Source organism: Streptomyces sp. NBC_01116 (genome assembly GCF_041435495.1).
Taxonomy (GTDB): Bacteria; Actinomycetota; Actinomycetes; order Streptomycetales; family Streptomycetaceae; genus Streptomyces.
The window spans coordinates 7,509,589-7,529,719 of the sequence record NZ_CP108644.1; the positions used below are offsets into that span (position 1 = coordinate 7,509,589).

A 20,131-nucleotide genomic window follows, 5' to 3' on the forward strand; every position below is an offset into this window, starting at 1 on the left:
GGGGACACAGAGGATGCTCACAGCGCTTCGTGACCGCTCCGACCGGCGAATGTGACCGGACGATGACCGTTCCTCACCAGTCGCCGTCACATCGCTCCACAGCGTCTGACCTCGTCTTTTCCGGCTCTACAGTCGCAACATCGCCGACTCGTCCGGCTCTCTCGCGGCTCTCCCGGAGGTCCTGTTGTCCCGCTCGTCACGCACACCCGCACGCATCCGTGCCCGCGTTCGGGCCGCGGTCGCGGCCGCCCTGCTGGCACCGCTCGCCGCCTGCTCGTCGAGCGCCCCTCCCGGCGCCCCGGCCGCCGAGGTGACCGCGAGCCCCGGCGACCGCCCCGCCACGGTCTCCGTCACGCCCGCGGGCAAGCAGGCCCGGGCCGGTGAGCCCGTACGGGTCACGGTCTCGGGCGGCAGCCTCACGGCGGTGACCGTGACCGACGCCGAGGGCCGCCGGCTCGCCGGAAAGGTCGCCGCCGACGGGCGGTCCTGGGTCTCCGACCGCAAGTCCGTACCCGGTACGGCGTACGAGGTGACGGCCGCGACCCGGAGCGCCGGCGGAACCGCCCGGAGCGCCCGGGCCGGATTCACCACGGCGAAGGCGGGCAAGGTCAACAAGGTCGACTGGAGACCGGGCGCCGGCACCACCGTCGGCGTCGCCCAGCCGATCTCCCTGGTCTTCGACCACCCGGTCGGGAACCGGGCCGAGGTCGAGAAGCACCTCAGGGTCACCACCTCGGACGACACCGAGGGCTCCTGGGGCTGGATGCGCGACTGGTCGGGCCGGGACCGGGTGGACTGGCGGCCCCGGACGTACTGGAAGCCGGGCACCGAGGTCAGGCTGGACGCCGAGTTGAACGGCACCGACTCGGGCGCGGACGGCGGCTGGTTCGTACGCGACTACACGACGTCCTTCACCGTCGGCGACCGGCAGATCGTCGAGGTCGACCTCGACCGCCATCGGCTCTCCCTCGTACGGAACGGGAAAACGGTCCGCCGGATCCCGGTCTCCGGCGGCACGCCCGGCGGTGACAAACGATCCTGGCGAGGAACCGCCGTGCTCATGGCCAAGGAGGGCACGATCAACATGAACTCCGAGACCGTGGGCCTCGCCGACGCCTACGACAAAATGGTCGACCACTCGATGCGCTTGACCTGGTCGGGCATGTACGCGCACGCCGCCCCGTGGAACGCCCGCCACCTCGGCAGGGCCAACCGCAGTTCCGGGTGCATAGGAATGAGCGATGCCGACGCGTCCTGGTTCTACGGTCAGGTGCGGCCCGGCGACCCGTTCGAGATCACCGGCAAGGACACCAAGGGCGTGGTCGCCCCCGGGAACGGCTTCGGCGCGTGGAACGTCTCGTGGACCGAGTGGCAGGGGATGAGCGCGGTGCGCTGAGACGGGTGCCGGTCGTCTGCGGGAACCCTGAACCGCTGTGCTGGTCGGGCTGGGGACGGGGGCCCGGCGCTGCTGGTCGGGCTGGTCGACCAGCCCCACCGGAGCCCGCAGTCCGCCGGGCTCCTGATCACGGGTGCGTGCAGCCCGCGCTCCGCGGTGACGGTGAGCTCCGGCAGTAGCGCGTCCATGGTCGGCGAGTCGTCCACCGGAGGAAGCCGGACGGCGTGCGTCAGCTCCCCGGATCACCGACCGGAGGCAGCCGGTCGGCTCAGCACGGCCACCAGTTCGGCCAGCGCCCCGGCCAGCATGTGGAGCCCCGGCCCCGCCGGACCGCCCGGTTCGCTCATGTACGTGTCGCGCCGGATCTCGATCATCAGCGCGGTGACCCGGCGGTCCGTGCCGTAGTGCCGGAGGGGGACGTACGTACCCGCGAACGGGGTGTCGTGTCCGAGACCGTCGTGACCGACCCGGCTCCCGAACGCCGCCTCGGCCGCCGCGAGAAGCTCCGGCGGGGTGTGGAACGGATCGGTGCCCAGACAGACGGGAGGGCGGGGGCCGGTGCCGTGCAGTTCGTAGGGGAGGGGCGCGGTCGGGTACGAGTGGACGTCGATGATCACCGCCCGGCCGGCGGCGGCGATGCGCTCCTCGACCGCTCTCGTCATCGCGTCGGCGTACGGGTGGAAGTACGCGTCCAGCAAAGGGGCCGTGTCGGTCTCCGGTGGCCGGAGCCGTTCGCGGTGGGTCGTGCGGGTGTAGACGGCGCCCATGCCGACGGCGAGCATCTCCTCCCGCTCGTCCGGGAGGCGCTCCGGGTCGACGACCAGCCGGGAGAGGTCGTTGACGAGGCGCCACGGGGCGGCCGGGGCGATCGCCGTCGCCGCGGCCGCCAGTTCGGCGGTGTGGGCGTCGGTGATGTGGTCGAGCTCGCGCTCCAGGGCGGCATCGTCCAACGTGATCCCTTCGCGCACCTTCCGCGGGATGCGGCGGGAGCCGTGCGGGACGTGGAGGAGGACCGGTGAGTCGGCGGCTCCCGGGATGAGCGTGAACGGCTGCTGATCACTCACCAGTGCTCCTTCGGTGTGTTTCCTTCACTCCCGCATCAGCATCCCCGACGGCTCCGGCACGGTCGAGCAGCGGGTGGTCAGGAGCCCGGCGACGCGCCGTCCCCCTCCGGCGACGCGCGGAGGGGGACGGCGGGATCATGGTTCGGCTACTGGCCGGAGCCGATCACCGGGTAGTGGTCGGAGAGGTTCGTGTACGTGTAGTTCTTGCCCCAGCTGGACACCGTCCAGGGGGCGCTCTGCTCCTTGACCACGTCGTTCTTCCAGCCCGCCGGCTTGGCGTGGCCCGTGCGGTGCAGGACGTGGTCCAGGTCCTCGCGCGGGTCGTCGGGGTAGCGCTCGGAGGCTATGGAGTTGTCGCGGGTGTCGAAGGAGTACGCGTGGCCCGTCCGGGACTCCGGTGTGCTCAGGCCGGCGTCGGAGAGGAAGGAGGCGTACTCCGCCGAGTGCCCGTCGACGTTGAAGTCGCCCGCCACGACGACCTGTTCGGAGGCGGGGATGTTCTTCGCGTCGAGGAACGCGTCCATCTGCTGGAACTGCTTGCTGCGTACCTGTGCCGCCTGGCCCGCCGAGCAGCCGGGGTCGGTCGACTGGGCGTGGGTGCCGACGACGTGGACCCGGGCGCCGTTGACGTTCAGCACCGTGTAGGCGAAGCCCTTGTTCGAGAACCAGTCGCCGCCGCAGGCGTCCTTGAAGACGAACTGCTCCTTGCGCACGATCGGCCACTTGCTCAGGATCGTGACGCCGCCGTCCTCCGGCGTCGCCGCCGCGTACGAGCCGCCCGTCGCGTCCCAGCCGCTCTTGCTGCGGCCGACCACCGGGGTCTGGTACGGGTACTGGGAGGCGGAGTTCCGCAGCAGCGCGTCGGAGGCCCCGTTGTCGAAGGCCTCCTGGATCACCACGACGTCGTTGCCCCGGAAGAACGACGTCTTCGGGATCTCGGCAGCCCGGTGGTCCTGGCCCCAGTTGGGGTACAGGGTCTTGCTGAAGATGAACGCGTTGTACGAGAGCACCCGCAGCGACGGGGTCTCGGCGGCCGCCGCCTGCGGTGCGTTCACGGCGAGGGTGGCGGTGGCGAGGGCGGCGGACAGGGCCACGCCGGTCAGGCGGCGGAACGCGGTGTTCGGCACGAGGTCTCCTGTGGTCGAGTGGGGGGGGCGTACCGGTCGACCCCATCCAAGCAGCGGGAGTTACCCACGGGTAGACATCGGGTGGCACGAGTCTGTCCGGCCGGCTGCCATCCGGGTGCCGCGCGGGCGGGGTGCGCCGGCTCTCAGGCGAGGGCGCCGTACACGATGAGGTTGTCGACCGTATGGCCCTCGGCGTCGAACTCGCCGTCGCAGGTGATGAGCCGCAGTGTGCTGTCCTTCGTCGGGCCGTAGACCTTGTCGGTGGGGAACGCCTTCTTGCTGACCGCCTCCTTGCCGGTGACCGTGTAGCGCAGGGTCTTCCCCGCCCCGTCGCGGACGAGGACCTCGGCGCCCTCGCGGATGTCCTTGAGGTCGTGGAAGACGGCGCGGCCGAAGCGGGTGTCGTTGTGGCCGATCAGCACGGCGGGCCCCGGCGTGCCGGGCGCGGAACCGCCGCTGTACCAGCCCGCGGTCATGCCCTTCTCTGCGGGCGGGACCTCGACCGTGCCGTCCGGGTTGAGCCCCAGTTCCATGAGACTGCTCTGTATGCCGATCGAGGGGATGGAGACGTGGGCGGGAGCCGGCCGATCCGGCTCGTCCGTCCTGGACGGCTCGGTCGATCCGGTCGAGCCGGTCGTTCCGGATGCCGTCTCGCCCTGCGCCGGGGCGGAAGGCGTGCCTGATACGGAGGAGGACGAGGCGGTGGGCTCGGCGGACGAGCAACCCGCCAGTCCGACGCAGGCCGCCAGGGCGGTCAGCAGGGCGGCGGTCCGCCGGAAGCGGTGGGGCGTACGGGACGGCACAGAGAACTCCGGGATCGGGGCGGGGCGGATCGGGGACGGCGCTGTGTGGTGCGGGCCGGTGCGCGGGCGTGGCGCCGCCCCGGTGCGGGGGCGGCGCCACGTTCAGCGGTGGTGAGCGGTGCGGGTCAGCCGTTGAGGCCGGCCGCCGAGCGGCGGCGCAGCACGATCGTGCCCACCCCCGCGAGCAGCGCGGTCCCGGCCACCGAACCGACCAGCACCGCGGTGCTGTTGTCACCGTTGCCGGCGGGGCGTTCACCTGCGGCGACACCGCCGCGCGGGGTGACGGCCGGGCCGGCGTCCTTCGGCGCGGGCGCCGGGCGCTCGCCCGACGCCACGCCGCCGCGCGGGGTCACCGCGGGTGCGGCCTCCGCGGGTCCGGCCTCCTTCGGCGCGGGCGTCGGACGTTCGCCCGCCGCCACGCCGCCGCGCGGGGCGACCGCAGGAGCGGCGGCCTTCGGGGTCTCCGTCGCGGCCTCGGAGGGCTTCGAGGACAGGTCGACCACCGCGGGCTCCGACGCCTTCGGGGAGGCGTCGGCGAAGGCCGCGGCGGACGGGACCAGCACCGCGCCGGCCGCGACGGCGGCCAGGACGGCGGCACGCAGGGTGCGGCGAGAGGAGAAAGCGGTCATACGGATGGCTCCATTCCATACTCGGCCCCGTGAGGCCCCGGACGCGGGTTCGCACCGGGGACGGGGCGTGCCGCCAGGCTGGCCTGGAGATATGAAGAAGCTGTCAGAGCGCTGTGGTCATCCCATCAGGGGCCGGGTGGCGTGGTCCCGGGCAGCCGGAGGACGAACGTCGACCCCTCGCCCTCGACGCTCGCCGCGTCCACCGTGCCGCCGTGGGCCTCGACCAGCTTGCGGACGATGGCGAGGCCGAGGCCGCTGCCGCCCGTGCGGCGGCTGCGGGACTTCTCCGCGCGCCAGAACCGGTCGAAGACATGGGGAAGGTCCTCGGGCGGTATCCCCGATCCGGTGTCCGCCACCTCGACCAGCACCGCCCCGTCACCCTCCTCGGAGGCGTACGCGCGCAGCGTCACCCGCCCGCCCTCCGGCGTGTGCCGTACGGCGTTGGACACCAGGTTGCCCACCGCCTGCCGGAGCCTGACCGGGTCGGCGCGCAGGGCCGGCCCCGGGCCGGTGGCCGTGACGGCGAGCGTGACGCCCGCGTTCTCCGCCCGTGCCTGGTGGGCGGCGGCGACCTGGCTCAGCAGCTCCCGGGTCTCGACGGGTCCGGGATGCAGTCGCAGCACCCCGGCGTCGGCGGCGGCCAGGTCCTGGAGGTCGTCGATGATGTGCTGGAGCAGCACGGCCTCCTCCAGCAGCGAGGAGACGAACGCCGGGTCGGGGTCGGCCAGTCCGTCCTGGGCCGCCTCCAGCCAGCCCCGGATGTTGCTCAGCGGGGTGCGCAGCTCATGGGCGACGTCGCTCACCATGGCCTTGCGCTGCTCCTCCAGGCGCGCCCGGTGCGCGGACATGTCGTTGAACGCCGCGGCCAGCCGGCCGACCTCGTCGTCCCCCGAGACGGGCACCGACTCCGGCCGCTCCCCGTCGCGCATGCGCTGCGCGGCGCCGGTCAGCGCGTGCAGCGGGCGCACCAGCCGGGCTCCCGCGAACACCGACGCGCCCACGGTGAGGGCCAGCACGAGCGCCGCGGCCCCGGCGATCCTGGCGGTGTTCGCGGGGGAGAGGTCGAACCCGGGCAGCGTCGCGCCGCCCTCGTCGCCGATGAAGAGGAGGGCGGGAGAGGACACGTACGAGCTGAGCTGTTCGCTCCGGGCCGCGCTCACACAGGAGGCGATGGCCCGGTCGTTCTCCCCCGTGCGCTCGGGCGGGACGACGGACGGCGTGGCGTCCTCCACGGGGGCGTCGCTCGGCACCGGCGCCGGCAGCGGTACCCGTGGCACCAGCGGTCCGGCCTCGCCCGGCACGGCCGAGGACGACGGATCGCCCCAGGACAGGTCGCTGTTCAGCCGTACGCCCTCGCGGCCCTGGCGCTTCAGACAGGCGTCGGCCAGCTCCGTGAGCGCGTCGAGCGCCTTCTGTTCCGAACGGGTGGGCTCGTCCAGGGCGGCGAGATCGCAGCGCGTGCCCAGCGCGCGTTCGGGGTCGTTTCCCACGATCTGCACCCGGGGGCGGCCACTCGCGCCGACCACCACGTCCGAGGCGATGCCCGCCCGGTTCAGGCACTCCACCTGGTCGTCGGCGGTCCGCCGCAACGCCTTGCCGTCGGCCGCCGACAGCCGGAACGGCCCCACCGCCCGTGGGTCGATGCGGTCGGCCGCCGTGCCCTGCCCATCGGTCCCGCGCGCCGCCAGAACGGTGTCCACGGACAACGGGTCGACCACGGCGGACGCCTGCGGCGGGAGCGCCGGGGCGGTCGCCGCCGTGGCGGAGTCCGCCAGCGGCTGCCTGCCCTGCGTGGTCAGGGCGACCCGGCGGCCCGACTCCCGGGCCAGCTCCCGCACCGTCGCACCGACCCCGTCCCAGGTCGGGTTGCGGGCGGCGTAGTCCAGCAGCGTGTCGTAGATCCTGGCGTCCGCCGCGAGGTTCTGCCCCTGCTCCTGCTTGATCGCGCCGGAGGTCGTCTGCACGGCGATCCAGGCGGTGGCCGCCACCGAACACGCGGCCACCAGCGCGGAAACGGCGAGCAGCCGCCCCAGCAGGCTCCGGCGCAGCGGCAGCCGCGCCCGGCCCGGTGTCTCCCGCCGGCCCTCGCGCCGCCCGCTCCGGCCGGGGCCCCCGCCGTCCCCGTGCGTCCCGGGGCCGTCCGTCCCGCCGGTCCCGCCGCGCGCCCTACGCACGCCGGGCCGCGGCCTTCGCCGGGTCGGTGAGCTTGTAGCCGACGCCGAACACGGTGAGCAGCCGCTCCGGCCGCCGCGGGGCCCGCTCGATCTTCTTGCGCAGGTTCATGACGTGCACGTCGACGGTCCGGGCGCTGATGTAGCGGTCGAACCCGTGGAGTTCCTCCAGCAGCCTTTGACGGCTGAACACCCGGTCGGGTCCCGCCGCCAGGGCCGCCAGGATCCGGAACTCGCCCGGGGTGCACTCCACCGCCCCACCGCCCACGGACACCTGGTGCCGCTCCGGGTCGACCACGAGGGTGCCGACCCGGAGCACCGGGTCCTCGGCCACCGGCTCCGGGGACGCGGTCCGCCGGGCACGCCGCAACAGGGTACGGACACGGGCCATCAGCTCGCGCGGGCTGTAGGGCTTGGTCATGTAGTCGTCGGCGCCCAGGTCCAGACCGAGCAGGAGGTCGTCCTCGGTCGACCGGGCGGTCAGCATCAGCACCGGCAGCTCGCGGTTCTCGGACCGCAGCACCCGCACCACGTCCAGACCGTCGGCCCGGGGCATCATCACATCGAGAACGAGCAGGTCGGGTTCCTGGTGCCGGACGGCGTCGAGCGCGGCGAGGCCGTCGCCCACGATCCGTACGGCGTGTCCTTCCCGTTCCAGATAGCGGCGTACGAGCTCGGCCTGCTTCTCGTCGTCCTCGGCAACTATGACGTCAGCGCACACGCCCCGATCGTAGAGCGGCGGGATCGCGGTGCGAGCCCGGGGCGGTCACCACGCGGTGGGCGGATATCGGAGGAGAAGGGGCGGAGGTGAGGGCGAGACGTCCGGAACCCGGTCGAAAATGAGCGAGAACAGCTTCGACGTTTCACGCAATCTCCTTATAGTGGTGCCGCGTTGATCGTATGGTCGCAACGCGCGAAGCCGCCGCCCCTGGAGTCCGTACGATGACGAACCCCTCGTCCGCCACGCCCGCGTCCACGGCCGGCCCGGGCGGAGGCTGCCCGGTGGGCGCCGGTACGGGCGCCGTCGCCCTCGGCGGACCCGGCTTCCCCACCGAACCGCGGGAGCTCTACCGGTCCATGCGGCGCGACCACGGGCCCGTCGTCCCGGTCGAGCTGCCCGGCGGCCTTCCCGCCTGGCTGGTGATCGGCTACCGGGAACTCCACCAGGTCACCAGCGAAGGGGAGCTGTTCCCCCGGGACGTCTCCCTGTGGAACCAGTGGGGAAACGTCCCCGCCGACTGGCCGCTGCTGCCCATGGTGGGCACCCCCATGCCGTCCATCTACTTCACCGCCGGAGCCGAGCACCGCCGGCACGTCGCCATGGTCGTACCGGCTCTCGAAGGGGCGGACCCCTTCGAGATCCGGCGGCACTGCGAGCAGTTGGCCGACCGGCTCATCGACGCCGTCTGCACCCGGGGCACCGCCGACCTCGTCGCCGAGTTCGCCGAGCCGCTGCCCGTCCTCGTGCTCGCCCGGCTCGTCGGCTTCCCCGACGACGAGGGAGCCGACATCGCGCGGGTGCTCAAGGACCTCGCCGACGGCGGCCCCGGCGCGCAGCAGGCGCACCTGCGCTTCGGTGAGCACATGCGGCGCCTGGTCGCGGCCAAGCGGGCCAGGCCAGACGACGACGTGACTTCCCGGATGCTCGCCCATCCCGAACCGTTCACGGACGAGGAGTACGCGCTCGACCTGATGGCCATCACGGCCGCCGGCCACCTGACCACCGCCGACTGGATCAGCAACTCCACCCGGCTGATGCTCACCGAGGACCAGTTCGCCGACGCGCTGTCCGGCGGCCGGCACAGTGTCGCCGAGGCCATGAACGAGGTGCTCTGGGAGGACGGACCCACCCAGATCCTGGCCGGCCGCTGGGCCGCGCGCGACACCCGGCTCGGCGGACGGAACATCGCCCGCGGCGACATGCTGCTCCTCGGGCTCGGCGCGGCCAACGCCGACCCGCACATCCGGCAGCAGGTCGGCGCATCAGCCGTCCGCTCCGGGCAGGGCGGCAACAGCGCGCACCTGGCGTTCAGCCACGGTGAGTACCGCTGCCCCTTCCCCGCCCAGGAGATCGCCGAGGTCATCGCCCGTACCGGCATCGAGGTGCTGCTGGACCGGCTGCCCGACCTCGAACTGGCCGTCCCCGCCGACGAACTGGTCCGCCGTCCGTCCGCCTTCCTGCGCGGGAGCACCGCGCTGCCCGTCCGCTTCACTCCCGTACGCACGACAGGAGACGCGTTGTGAACTGCCCGCACACTGCCGCCGCGCAGGCCGACCGGGGCACCGGGACCGTCGTCATCGACCCCATGGTCCAGGACCTGGACGGCGAGACCGCGCGGCTGCGCGACGCCGGGGTCCTCGCCCGGATCGACCTGCTCGGCGTCCCGGCCTGGACGGTCACCCGGCACGCCGAGGCACGCCAACTCCTCGTCGACCCGAGGCTGGTGAAGAACATCGACGCCTGGGGGCTCTGGCAGAGCGGCGCGGTCACCCACGCCTGGCCGCTGATCGGCATGATCGACGCCGGGCGCTCGATGTTCACCGTCGACGGGGCCGAACACCGGCGGCTGCGCACCAAGACCTCGCAGGCGCTCACTCCCCGCCGCCTGGAGGCGATCCGCCCGGAGATCGAGAAGTTCACCCAGGAGCTGCTGGACGCCCTCGACACCGCGCGGGGGGACGACGGGGTCGTCGACCTGAAGGCGGTCTTCGCGCAGCCGCTGCCGATGCGGGTGGTGGGCATGCTCATGGGGGTGGACGAGTCCCAGCACGCCATGCTGACCAGGCAGTACAAGGCGTTCTTCTCCATGCTGACCCCGCAGGACGAACGCCTCGCGCTGCTGGCCGAGTTGGACGTCTTCTACACCGACCTCGTACGCGAGAAGACCGCGCGGCCCACGGACGACCTCACCAGCGCGCTGATCCTGGCCGAGGAGGGCGGCGAGCCGCTCACCGAGGAGGAGGTGGTGGGCAATCTCAAGGCCATGGTCGCCGCCGGGCACGAGACCACCATCGGCCTCGTCCTCAACGCCGTTCGCGCTCTCCTCTCCCACCCCGACCAGCTGCGCATGGTGCTCGCCGGAGAGGTCGGCTGGGACGCGGTGGTCGAGGAGACGCTGCGCTGGGACACCCCCACCACCCACCTGCTGATGCGGTTCGCCACCGAGGACATCACCGTCGGCGACGACGTGATCCGCAAGGGCGAGGGGCTCGTCGTCTCCTACCGGACCATCGGCCGCGACATCGAGCAACACGGCCCCGACGCCGACGACTTCGACATCACCCGGCCCACGCGGAACCGCCACATGACCTTCGGGCACGGCCCGCACATCTGCCCCGGCGCGGCCCTGTCGCGCGTCGAGGCGGGCATCGCGCTGCCCGCCCTGTTCACGCGGTTCCCCGGACTGCGCCTCGCCGTCCCGGACGAGGGGATCACCAAGCTCCCGGTGATGACGCAGAACGACATGACCGCCTTCCCGGTGCTCCTGGACTGACGGCGCGACCGGCAGAACGTGCTGCTGGCCGCCGACCGGGGGCAGCGCGCCGCCAACGACCCGGTACGCGGCCTGGGCGTCTTCTCGGACGTCCTCCTGCGCGAGCCGGCCGCCCTGCCCGGCGGTCCGGCTCCCGACCCGGAGGCGCTCTTCGCGGCCGTCCGGAACCGGTTCGACCGGCTGCGCGCCGAGGGGAGCCGCACGCAGCTCCCCACACTCCAACTGCACCGCCCCGGACACACGGAGCACCTGCCCGGCCGTCCGGTGACACCGCCGGCGGCGAACGGATGCCGCACCGGACCCGACCGGACGGGCGGCGGGCTGGTCCGGGTGGTCGAAGCACTCCTCGCCTATCCGCTGATGAGCGACCGGGACGAACGCCAGACGATGGTGGCCGAGCTGGACCCGGCGCTGGTGGCCCGGATGCCGCGGCACGCAGTGCCCCGTACGGACGTCCTGGGCATCCTGCGGACGCTGCGGAGGCGTCCGCAGGGCCCCTGGGACCTCTACCGGGCTGTCACCCTGCTCGACGACGATCCCGGCAGGGCCGCCGAACTGGAGTGCGCGCTGGGGGAGTTCCTGGCCGAGGACCGGCCCGGTCCGCCGGGTCCGTGATCGTACGGCGTGATCGCACGGGTTTCCGGAAGGCGACCCATTCGTCATGATGGGAAGGGACGGGTGGCATGGTGTGCCGCCGGACCGACAAGGGGGAGAAGGCCTTGCGGCAGACGGCATCGGCCGGTGATCCGGCCGACTACCTGGAGTCCGATGTGGCGGACCTCGCGGAAGTGGGCGTCGCCACCGTGCGCGCCCTCGCTCCCGCGCCCGGACAGCGTCTGCTGGAGGAGATCCGAAGAGCGCGTATCAGCACGCTGGCCGGCGGTGGCCCTCCCAGCGCCCGCGCCGACTGAGCGCTGTGCGGGGCCATCACGGGGAGAGGGCTCCCGCAGGCCGCGTCGGGACTACGACAGAGGAGTGCGGGTGCACGGACCGATGCGGATGCCCGGCCACTGGTTCGACGAACTCGCGGCGGGCGGTGGGTCGCCGGAGGCCGTCGGCTTCCTCGTGGAAGGTGAACGGGCCCGACGCCTCGTCCTGTTGAAGGAGTTGCTGGGCCGGCTGGAGGAGCGGCCCGCCCTCCTCGGCCCCGCGGACCTGGGCACCGTCTGGCGTACCGTCGAACGGGCCGCGGCCCGAAGGCCCGGCTGCGTGGAGGAGTTGCTGCTCAGTCCGCAGGTGGGGAGCTGGCTCGCCCACACGCTGCGCCGCTTGCACGGCGCCTCGCCCGGCTCGCCGATCTGGGTGGACGCCGGCCACCTGGCCGCGATCGCCCTGGTGGCCGCGCTGAGGGCCGGGACGGCCGCGGAGTTCGTCGTGCCCGCGAGGGACGGCGCGGTGGCCCTGCCGACGCTCGGCCTCGCCGGCTGACGGGCGTCCCGCTGCTGGGCTTCCACCCGGTCCACGCACGCGTGGGGGAGGGGGAGTTGATCCTCGCTCCGACCGGGCGCGGCACCGGGGCGACGGCGCTGACCGTGCGGCCCCTCACCGCGCCGCCGAGCGGTCTGTGGTGGCCGACGCACCGGCTGCCGGTCCGGCCGGGCGGGCCCGAGGTCGCCCTCGACGACACCGACCCGTACCGCGACCTCGACCGCCCGATCCCGCCCCGTCGTCTCACCCCGGGCGAACTCGGCGCCTGGCAGGGCCTCTTCGCCGAGGCGGTCGCGCTGCTCGGCCCCGCCCCCGGTCCGCGTGCCGGTAGCGCGGGCTCTCGTTCCGGTAGTGCGGGCTCGCCCGCCGGCACGGGGCCGGGCACCTTGCGCCCCGAGGAGATCAGGCGCATCGTGCCCTGGCCCGGACGGCTGGCGAACGGCCCCGTCGCCGGGCTCAGCGCCTCCACCGCCGACGCGTTCGGTTCCATGGTGGTGGCCCGGCCCCCGGACGGTACGGCGCTCGCGGAGACGATGGTCCACGAGTTCCAGCACAGCAAACTCGGCGCGCTGCTGCACCTCTTCGCGATGCTCGACGACGACCGCGAGGAGGCGCACTACGCCCCGTGGCGCCCGGACCCGCGCCATCTGCCGGGGCTGCTCCACGGGGCGTACGCCTTCGTCGGCGTCGCCGGATTCTGGCGGGACCGGATCGGGGACCGGGCGGCCGATCCCCTGGACCTCGCGCTCTTCCGGTTCGCGCTCCGCCGCCTCCAGACGCGTACGGTCCTGCGGACCCTGGCGACCCGCGCCGGGCTCACCGGGCCCGGCCGCCGGCTGGTCGCCGGACTCACCCGCACCGTCGACGGCTGGCTGCGCGAACCGGTGGAGGGGCGGGCCGTGGCGCGGGCGCGCGCGGCGGCGGCCGGCCACCGGGCCGAGTGGCGGCTGCGCAATCTGCGGTGCCCGGACGAGGAGCGCGCCGGGCTGGCGGCGGCCCTGCGCACGGGCACTCCGCCGCCGCCCGTACGGCGGCCCCTGCTCGTCCCGGCCTCGGAACGCTCGCACTGGCAGGACGTGCGGGGAGCGCTCTACCTCCGTACGGACCGTGCGCCGGACGTCACCGTTCCAGGCGTCGGGCCGGGCGTCGCTGTGGCCGCAGCGTCGGTCGCCGTCGCCCGCGGCGCGCGCCCGGAGGCCACGGCCGGTCCGCGCCGATGTGCTGCTGGTCCGGGGGGAGGCCGCGGCGGCAGGGCAGGCGTACCGGGAGCGCTGGTCCGAGGCCCCGGGGGATCCGCACCCGCTGGCGGGATGGCTGCTGGCGCTTGCCGCGCTCCACCCCGGCCACCGGCGGCTGCTCGCCCGACCGGAGCGGTTCGCCGCCGCCGTGGCGGGGGAGGGGCCGGAGGTGTGGGAGCGCGCGGCCCACCTGCTGGCCGCCCCACGGCCACCCGCCTGACCGGCACCGGGCCGCCCGGACGGAGCCTGCGGGAGTGTCCGGGGAGACCTGCACGCGTGAGGCGCGTCACTCTGCGTGAAATTCTCGGCATACATTCTGCCGGACCGGGGAGGGGTCCAGGCCGCTGGTGCGGCCGTACCCCGGTCCACCGCGCACCGCCCCGGGCCGAACCGGAGGGGGCATTTCAGGCACGGAAGGCGAAAATCGACATGTCGGCGCTCAGCACCATCCACATCGACGGCACCTGGCGGGCCGCCGGATCAGGCGCGACGCGCGAGGTCCTCGACCCCGCCGACGCCACGGTCCTGGCCGTCGTCGCTGAGGGCGGGGCCGAGGACGCCGATGCGGCGATCGCGGCGGCGCGGCGCGCCTTCGACGACGGCCCCTGGCCGCACAAGCCGGTCGCCGAGCGGGCCGGGCTGCTGCGCCGGGTCGCCGAACTGCTCCAGCGGGACCGCGAGGAGATCGCGATCACCGAGAGCCGCGACACCGGCAAGACCCTCGAGGAGGGCCGGGTCGACGTCGACGACGTGACAGGAGCCTTCCGCTACTTCGCCGACCTCGTGATGAACGAGAGCGGCGGCCGGGTGGTCGACGCGGGCGACCCCGACGTCCACAGCGTCGTCGTCCACGAGCCCGTCGGCGTCTGCGCCCTGATCGCCCCCTGGAACTACCCCCTCCTCCAGGCCAGCTGGAAGATCGCCCCGGCCCTCGCCGCCGGCAACACCTTCGTGCTCAAGCCCAGCGAGGTCACCCCGCTCTCCACCGTCCACCTGATCCGGCTGCTCTCCGAGGCCGGACTCCCCGACGGCGCGGCCAACCTCGTCACCGGCGCGGGCGACCCGGTGGGCGCGCGGCTCTCCGAGCACCCGGACGTGGACCTGGTCTCCTTCACCGGCGGCCTCGCCAGCGGTACGAAGGTGGCCCGGGCCGCCGCGCCGACCGTGAAGAAGGTCGCCCTGGAGCTGGGCGGCAAGAACCCCAACGTGGTCTTCGCCGACGCCTGCGCCACCGACGAGGGCTTCGACACCGCCGTGGACCAGGCTCTGAACGCCGCGTTCTTCCACAGCGGCCAGGTGTGCTCCGCCGGTGCCCGCCTGATCATCCAGGACAGCGTCAGCGAGCGGTTCGTCACCGAACTGGCCCGCCGCGCCGACGCCATCCGCCTCGGCCGGGGCACCTTCGACGGCGTCGAGTGCGGCCCCCTCGTCTCCGCCCAGCAGCTCGCCAAGGTCGAGATGTACGTCGCCTCCGCCCGCGAGGAGGGCGCCATCGTCCGGGCCGGCGGCGAACGCCCGGAGCCCAGCGACGTACGGCCCGAGGGCGGCTACTTCTACCGGCCGACCGTCCTCGACGGCTGCCACCGCGAGATGCGGGTGGTCCGCGAGGAGACCTTCGGCCCGATTCTCACCGTCGAGACCTTCCGTACCGAGGAAGAGGCCATCACGCTGGCCAACGACACCGACTACGGACTCGCGGGCGCGGTCTGGACGACGGACGCGGGCCGGGCCCGCCGGGTCGCCGGACGGCTGCGCCACGGCACCGTCTGGATCAACGACTACCACCCCTACCTGCCGCAGGCCGAGTGGGGCGGCTTCGGGAAGTCCGGCACGGGGCGCGAGCTCGGCCCGACGGGGCTCGCCGAGTACCGCGAGTCCAAGCACATCTACCAGAACCTGAACCCGCGCCCCCAGCGCTGGTTCGCCGGCTGACGCCCGCGGGGGCCCCGGGAACCCTCGAACCCGGGGCCCCGCCCGGCTGTTCGCAGCACCACGTACACGCACGAACCTTGCAGAAGGAGCAGCGACCGATGCCTTCCACCCCCCGCGGCACCGCGGTCCCCGACGGCCCCGCGGCCGACTACGTGATCGTCGGCGGCGGCACCGCCGGATCGGTCATCGCCTCCCGGCTCACCGAGGACCCGGACGTCACCGTCACGGTCATCGAGGGCGGTCCCACCGACATCGACCGCGACGACGTGCTCACCCTGCGCCGCTGGCTCGGCCTGCTCGGCGGCGACCTCGACTACGACTACCCCACCACCGAGCAGCCGCGCGGCAACTCCCACATCCGGCACAGCCGGGCCCGGGTCCTCGGCGGCTGCTCCTCGCACAACACGCTGATCAGCTTCAAGCCGCTGCCCGGCGACTGGGACGAGTGGGCCGAGGCGGGCGCCGAGGGCTGGGACGCGGCCGCGATGGACCCGTACTTCGCCAAGCTGCGCAACAACATCGTCCCGGTCGACGAGAAGGACCGCAACGCCATCGCCCGCGACTTCGTCGACGCCGCCCAGCAGGCGGCCGGGGTCCCGCGCGTGGACAGCTTCAACAGCAAGCCGTTCCACGAGGGCGTCGGCTTCTTCGACCTCGCCTACCACCCCGAGAACAACAAGCGCTCCTCGGCCTCGGTGGCCTACCTCCACCCGCACATCGAGGCCGGAGACCGCCCCAACCTGCGGATCATGCTGGAGACCTGGGCGTACCGGCTGGAGTTCGAGGGCACCCGCGCCACCGGCGTACACGTGCGGACGAAGGACGGCGAGGAGATCCTGCTGCACGCCGCCCGCGAGGTCATCGTCTGCGCGGGCGCGGTGGACACGCCCCGGCTGCTGCTGCACTCCGGGATCGGTCCGCGCGAGGACCTGGCCGCACTCGGCATCGACGTGCGCCACGACCTGCCGGGCGTCGGCGAGAACCTGCTCGACCACCCCGAGTCCGTCATCGTCTGGGAGACCGACGGGCCCATCCCGGAGAACTCCGCGATGGACTCCGACGCGGGACTCTTCGTCCGCCGCGACCCCGGGTCCCGGGGGCCGGACCTGATGTTCCACTTCTACCAGATCCCCTTCACCGACAACCCGGAGCGGCTCGGCTACGAGAAGCCCGAGCACGGGGTGTCGATGACCCCGAACATCCCCAAGCCGCGCAGCCGGGGCCGCCTCTACCTCACGAGCGCCGACCCCGAGGTCAAGCCGGCCCTGGACTTCCGCTACTTCACCGACGAGGACGACCACGACGGCCGCACCCTCGTCGACGGCATCAAGCTCGCCCGGGAGATCGCGGCCACCGAACCGCTGGCCCACTGGCTGAAGCGCGAGGTCTGCCCCGGGCCCGAGGTCACCTCGGACGAGGACATCAGCGAGTACGCCCGCAAGGCCGCCCACACCGTCTACCACCCGGCCGGTACGTGCCGGATGGGCGCGGCCGACGACCGGGCGGCCGTCGTGGACCCCCAGTTGCGCGTCCGGGGCCTGGAAGGCATCCGGATCGCCGACGCCTCCGTCTTCCCGACCATGCCCGCCGTCAACCCGATGATCGGCGTCCTCATGGTCGGCGAGAAGTGCGCCGAACTCCTCGCGGACCGGGCGCGTGACACCGCGCCGGTCACCAGCACCAGCACCGGAGGCGATGTCCGATGACCGGAACCAAGACTTTCAAGGCCACCGGGAACACCGGCGCCGACGAGAACCCCGTGTTCTCCGTACGCAACCTCTGGAAGGTCTTCGGCCCCAAGGCCGACCGGATCCCCGGCGGCGAGCACGCCGCACTCCCGCCCGCCGAACTGCGTGCCGCCACCGGCTGCACCGCCGCCGTGCGCGATGTCTCCTTCGACGTCCGCAAGGGCGAGGTCTTCGTCGTCATGGGCCTGTCGGGCTCCGGCAAGTCGACCCTCGTCCGCTGTCTGACCCGGCTGATCGAGCCCACCAGCGGCACCGTCGCCATCGACGGCGAGGACGTCCTCGCGATGGACCGCTCCCGGCTGCGCGAACTGCGCCGCCACCGCGCCGCGATGGTCTTCCAGCACTTCGGACTGCTGCCGCACCGCACGGTGTTGGACAACGTCGCCTACGGCCTGGAGATCCAGGGCCTGAGCAAGGCCGAACGCCGTTCCAAGGCGGCGGAGTTGGTGGCGAAGGTGGGCCTCGCCGGTCTGGAGGACCGCCGCCCGTCGCAGCTCTCCGGCGGCCAGCAGCAGCGCGTCGGGCTCGCCCGCGCGCTCGCCGTCGACCCGTCCGTCCTCCTCTTCGACGAGCCGTTCAGCGCGCTGGACCCGCTGATCCGCCGTGAGATGCAGGACGAGGTGGTCCGGCTGCACCGCGAGGAGGGCCGCACCATGGTCTTCATCACCCACGACCTCGGCGAGGCTCTGCGCCTGGGCACCCGGATCGCCCTGATGCGCGACGGCGGCATCGTCCAGCTCGGCACCCCCGAGGAGATCGTGGGCTCGCCCGCGGACGACTACGTGCGCGAGTTCGTCCGCGACGTGCCGCGCGAACAGGTCCTCACCGTCGCCACGGCCATGCGGCCCGCGCTCGCCGGGGAGAGCGAGCGCGGCCCGGCCGTACGCCCCGAGGCCACCGTCTCCGAGGCCATCGAAGCGGTCTCCCGCTCCGGCGACCCCGCCGCCCGGGTGATGGACGCCGGCCGGCTCGTCGGCGTCGTCGACCACGCGTGCCTGCTCGACGTCGTCGCGGGAACGACCGGACCCGGCCACGCGACCGTGTCCGCGACCGGCGCCCCGGACACCCCCGCCGCCCCCGACGCGCCGGACGGGTCCCGCGAGGTGACCTTCTGATGGCCACCGCCCAGGCCACCCAGGCCCGCCCCGCAACCGCGGGCGCGCGCCGGGGACCGGTGGCCGTACTCCGCGACCGCCCGGCAGCGGCCAAGCTGCTGCTGCTCGCCCTCGTCGCCGTCGTCGTGGTCCCCCTCGTGCACGGCCGCTGGGGAGGCGGCGTCTGGCCCGACGCGCTGACCGCCGACCTCTCCGCGCCGCTCGGCGACGTGACGGACTGGATCGTCTCCAACCGCGACAGCCACCCGCTGTTCCTCTACTTCCTCGGCCACATCAGCAACGCCGTCGTGCTCTCCGTACGCGGCGTCTACCTGGTCTTCCTCGCCCTCGGCTGGGCCGGCGTCACCGTGTTCGCCGCCGCCGTGGCCTGGCGCGTCGCGGGAATCCGGCTCGCCCTCACCGCGGCCGTCTCCTTCCTGGTCTGCGGGCTGCTCGGCATGTGGGTCCCGACCATGCAGACGCTCGCGCTGATGGTCGTCGCCGTCCTCGCCTCCGTCGTGCTCGGGCTGCTCCTCGGCCTCGCGGCCGGTCTGTCCGACCGTGTGTTCCGCCTCCTGCGCCCGGTGCTCGACACCATGCAGGTGCTGCCCGCCTTCGCGTATCTGCTCCCGGTGGTGCTGGTCTTCGGCATCGGCGTGCCCGGAGCCGTCCTCGCCACCGTCGTCTACGCGGCCCCGCCGATGGCGCGGCTCACCGCGCTCGGACTGCGCGGCGCGGACGCCGGCGTCATGGAGGCCGTCGCCTCGCTCGGCGCGACCGGACGGCAGCGGCTGCTGAGCGCCCGGCTCCCGCTGGCCCGCAAGGAACTCCTCCTCGGCCTGAACCAGACCATCATGATGGCCCTGTCGATGGCCGTCATCGCCTCCGTGATCGGCGCGGGCGGCCTCGGCGACCGCGTCTACCAGGCGCTGTCCTCCGTGGACGTCGGCGCGGCGCTCGCCGCGGGCATCCCGATCGTGCTGCTGGCCGTCGTGCTGGACCGTACGACGGAGGCGGCCGGCCGCCGCATCGGCGCCGAGCCCACCGGCCCGGCCCTGCTGCGCGGTTGGCGCGGCTGGTCCCTGGCCGCCGTGCTCACCGCGGCCGTCGCCGTCGCCGGGCGGGCCACCGACGGCCGGGTCTGGCCCGAGGACGTGACCGTGGCCATCGCCGGACCGGTCAACACCGCCAAGGACTGGATGGTCGACCACCTCTACACCGGCGTGCCCGTCGTCGGCGGCACCGCCGACCTCGCCGCCCACTTCACCAGCGGCGTCCTCAACCCGCTGCGCAGCGGGCTCACCGGCCTGCCCTGGTGGTCGGTGCTGCTGATCGTCGCCGCCCTCGCCTGGACCATCGGCACCTGGCGCACCGCCGCCACCGCCGTCCTCGCCATGGCCGCGATCGGCGTACTCGGCGTGTGGGAACCGTCCATGGACACCCTCAGCCAGGTGCTCGCCGCCGTCGCCGTCACCCTCGTCATCGGCTTCGGCGTCGCCATCGGCGCGGCCCGCAGCGAGCGCCTGGAAAGGCTGCTGCGACCGGTCCTGGACGTCTTCCAGACCATGCCGCAGTTCGTCTACCTGATCCCCGTCGTCGCCCTCTTCGGCGTCGGCCGCGCCCCCGCCGCCGCTGCCGCGGTCATCTACGCGCTGCCCGCCGTCATCCGCATCACCACCCAGGGGCTGCGGGGTGTCGACCCGGCGGCGATGGAGTGCGCCCGCTCGCTCGGCGCGACCCCGGGCCAGCAACTGCGCCAGGTCCAGATCCCGCTGGCCAGGCCCGCCCTGCTGCTCGCCGTCAACCAGGCGGTCGTCCTGGTCCTCGCCGTCGTCATCATCGGCGGACTCGTCGGATCGGGCGCCCTCGGCTACGAGGTGGTCCTCGGCCTCGCCCAGGGCGACCTGGCCACCGGCCTCGTCGCCGGAGCGGCGATCGTCTGCCTCGGCCTGATGCTCGACCGGGTCACCCAGCCCACCGCCCGCCGCCAGCGACAGGAGAGCTGAG

General features: G+C 73.6%; 16 protein-coding genes. 10 read left to right on the forward strand and 6 right to left on the reverse strand.

Annotated features, from left to right (window positions below; genetic code table 11):
- Positions 1-184: 184 nt before the first annotated feature.
- Positions 185-1,396 carry an Ig-like domain-containing protein gene (locus tag OG245_RS32930; protein ID WP_371626984.1) on the forward strand — a complete coding sequence of 404 codons (1,212 nt, stop codon included), beginning with the start codon at positions 185-187 and terminating at the stop codon, positions 1,394-1,396.
- A gap of 242 nt (positions 1,397-1,638) precedes the next feature.
- Here OG245_RS32930 and OG245_RS32935 read toward each other — a convergent pair whose 3' ends face one another.
- From OG245_RS32935 to OG245_RS32960, 6 genes are all read right to left on the reverse strand, one after another.
- Positions 1,639-2,460: an N-formylglutamate amidohydrolase gene (locus tag OG245_RS32935; RefSeq protein WP_371626985.1), complete on the reverse strand. Its 822-nt coding sequence runs from the start codon at positions 2,458-2,460 to the stop codon at positions 1,639-1,641.
- 146 nt (positions 2,461-2,606) lie between these two features.
- Positions 2,607-3,587, reverse strand: coding sequence for a sphingomyelin phosphodiesterase (gene sph / locus OG245_RS32940; RefSeq protein WP_371626986.1), 981 nt, complete (start codon positions 3,585-3,587; stop codon positions 2,607-2,609).
- 143 nt (positions 3,588-3,730) lie between these two features.
- On the reverse strand, positions 3,731-4,390 hold the full coding sequence (locus OG245_RS32945; RefSeq protein ID WP_371626987.1) for a class F sortase: 660 nt from the start codon (positions 4,388-4,390) through the stop codon (positions 3,731-3,733).
- A gap of 125 nt (positions 4,391-4,515) precedes the next feature.
- Positions 4,516-5,019 carry a hypothetical protein gene (locus OG245_RS32950; RefSeq protein ID WP_371626988.1) on the reverse strand — a complete coding sequence of 168 codons (504 nt, stop codon included), beginning with the start codon at positions 5,017-5,019 and terminating at the stop codon, positions 4,516-4,518.
- A gap of 125 nt (positions 5,020-5,144) precedes the next feature.
- Positions 5,145-7,067, reverse strand: coding sequence for a sensor histidine kinase (locus OG245_RS32955; RefSeq protein ID WP_371628053.1), 1,923 nt, complete (start codon positions 7,065-7,067; stop codon positions 5,145-5,147).
- Positions 7,068-7,185: 118 nt separating this feature from the next.
- A complete protein-coding gene (locus OG245_RS32960) occupies positions 7,186-7,911 on the reverse strand; it encodes a response regulator transcription factor (RefSeq protein WP_371626989.1) in 726 nt (241 codons plus the stop codon).
- Between the two features lie 221 nt (positions 7,912-8,132).
- Between OG245_RS32960 and OG245_RS32965 the strand changes: the two genes are divergently transcribed.
- The 9 genes from OG245_RS32965 to OG245_RS33005 all read left to right on the forward strand — a co-directional run bounded on the left by OG245_RS32965 (position 8,133) and on the right by OG245_RS33005 (position 20,130).
- Positions 8,133-9,434 (forward strand): cytochrome P450, encoded by a 1,302-nt coding sequence (locus OG245_RS32965; protein WP_371626990.1) that lies wholly within the window; start codon positions 8,133-8,135, stop codon positions 9,432-9,434.
- A complete protein-coding gene (locus tag OG245_RS32970) occupies positions 9,431-10,684 on the forward strand; it encodes a cytochrome P450 (protein ID WP_371626991.1) in 1,254 nt (417 codons plus the stop codon). Before OG245_RS32965 ends, OG245_RS32970 begins: the two co-directional genes overlap by 4 nt.
- An 18-nt stretch (positions 10,685-10,702) precedes the next feature.
- Complete coding sequence (locus OG245_RS32975) at positions 10,703-11,299, forward strand: hypothetical protein (RefSeq protein WP_371626992.1); 597 nt, start codon at positions 10,703-10,705, stop codon at positions 11,297-11,299.
- A gap of 104 nt (positions 11,300-11,403) precedes the next feature.
- Positions 11,404-11,595, forward strand: coding sequence for a hypothetical protein (locus OG245_RS32980; protein WP_371626993.1), 192 nt, complete (start codon positions 11,404-11,406; stop codon positions 11,593-11,595).
- Positions 11,596-11,665: 70 nt separating this feature from the next.
- On the forward strand, positions 11,666-12,112 hold the full coding sequence (locus OG245_RS32985) for a hypothetical protein (protein ID WP_371626994.1): 447 nt from the start codon (positions 11,666-11,668) through the stop codon (positions 12,110-12,112).
- Between the two features lie 56 nt (positions 12,113-12,168).
- A complete protein-coding gene (locus OG245_RS32990; RefSeq protein WP_371626995.1) occupies positions 12,169-15,282 on the forward strand; it encodes an aldehyde dehydrogenase family protein in 3,114 nt (1,037 codons plus the stop codon).
- 98 nt (positions 15,283-15,380) lie between these two features.
- Positions 15,381-16,988: a GMC family oxidoreductase gene (locus OG245_RS32995; RefSeq protein ID WP_371626996.1), complete on the forward strand. Its 1,608-nt coding sequence runs from the start codon at positions 15,381-15,383 to the stop codon at positions 16,986-16,988.
- Positions 16,985-18,145 (forward strand): glycine betaine/L-proline ABC transporter ATP-binding protein, encoded by a 1,161-nt coding sequence (locus tag OG245_RS33000; RefSeq protein WP_371626997.1) that lies wholly within the window; start codon positions 16,985-16,987, stop codon positions 18,143-18,145. Before OG245_RS32995 ends, OG245_RS33000 begins: the two co-directional genes overlap by 4 nt.
- Positions 18,145-20,130 (forward strand): ABC transporter permease, encoded by a 1,986-nt coding sequence (locus OG245_RS33005; protein WP_371626998.1) that lies wholly within the window; start codon positions 18,145-18,147, stop codon positions 20,128-20,130. Before OG245_RS33000 ends, OG245_RS33005 begins: the two co-directional genes overlap by 1 nt.
- Position 20,131 lies beyond the last annotated feature (1 nt).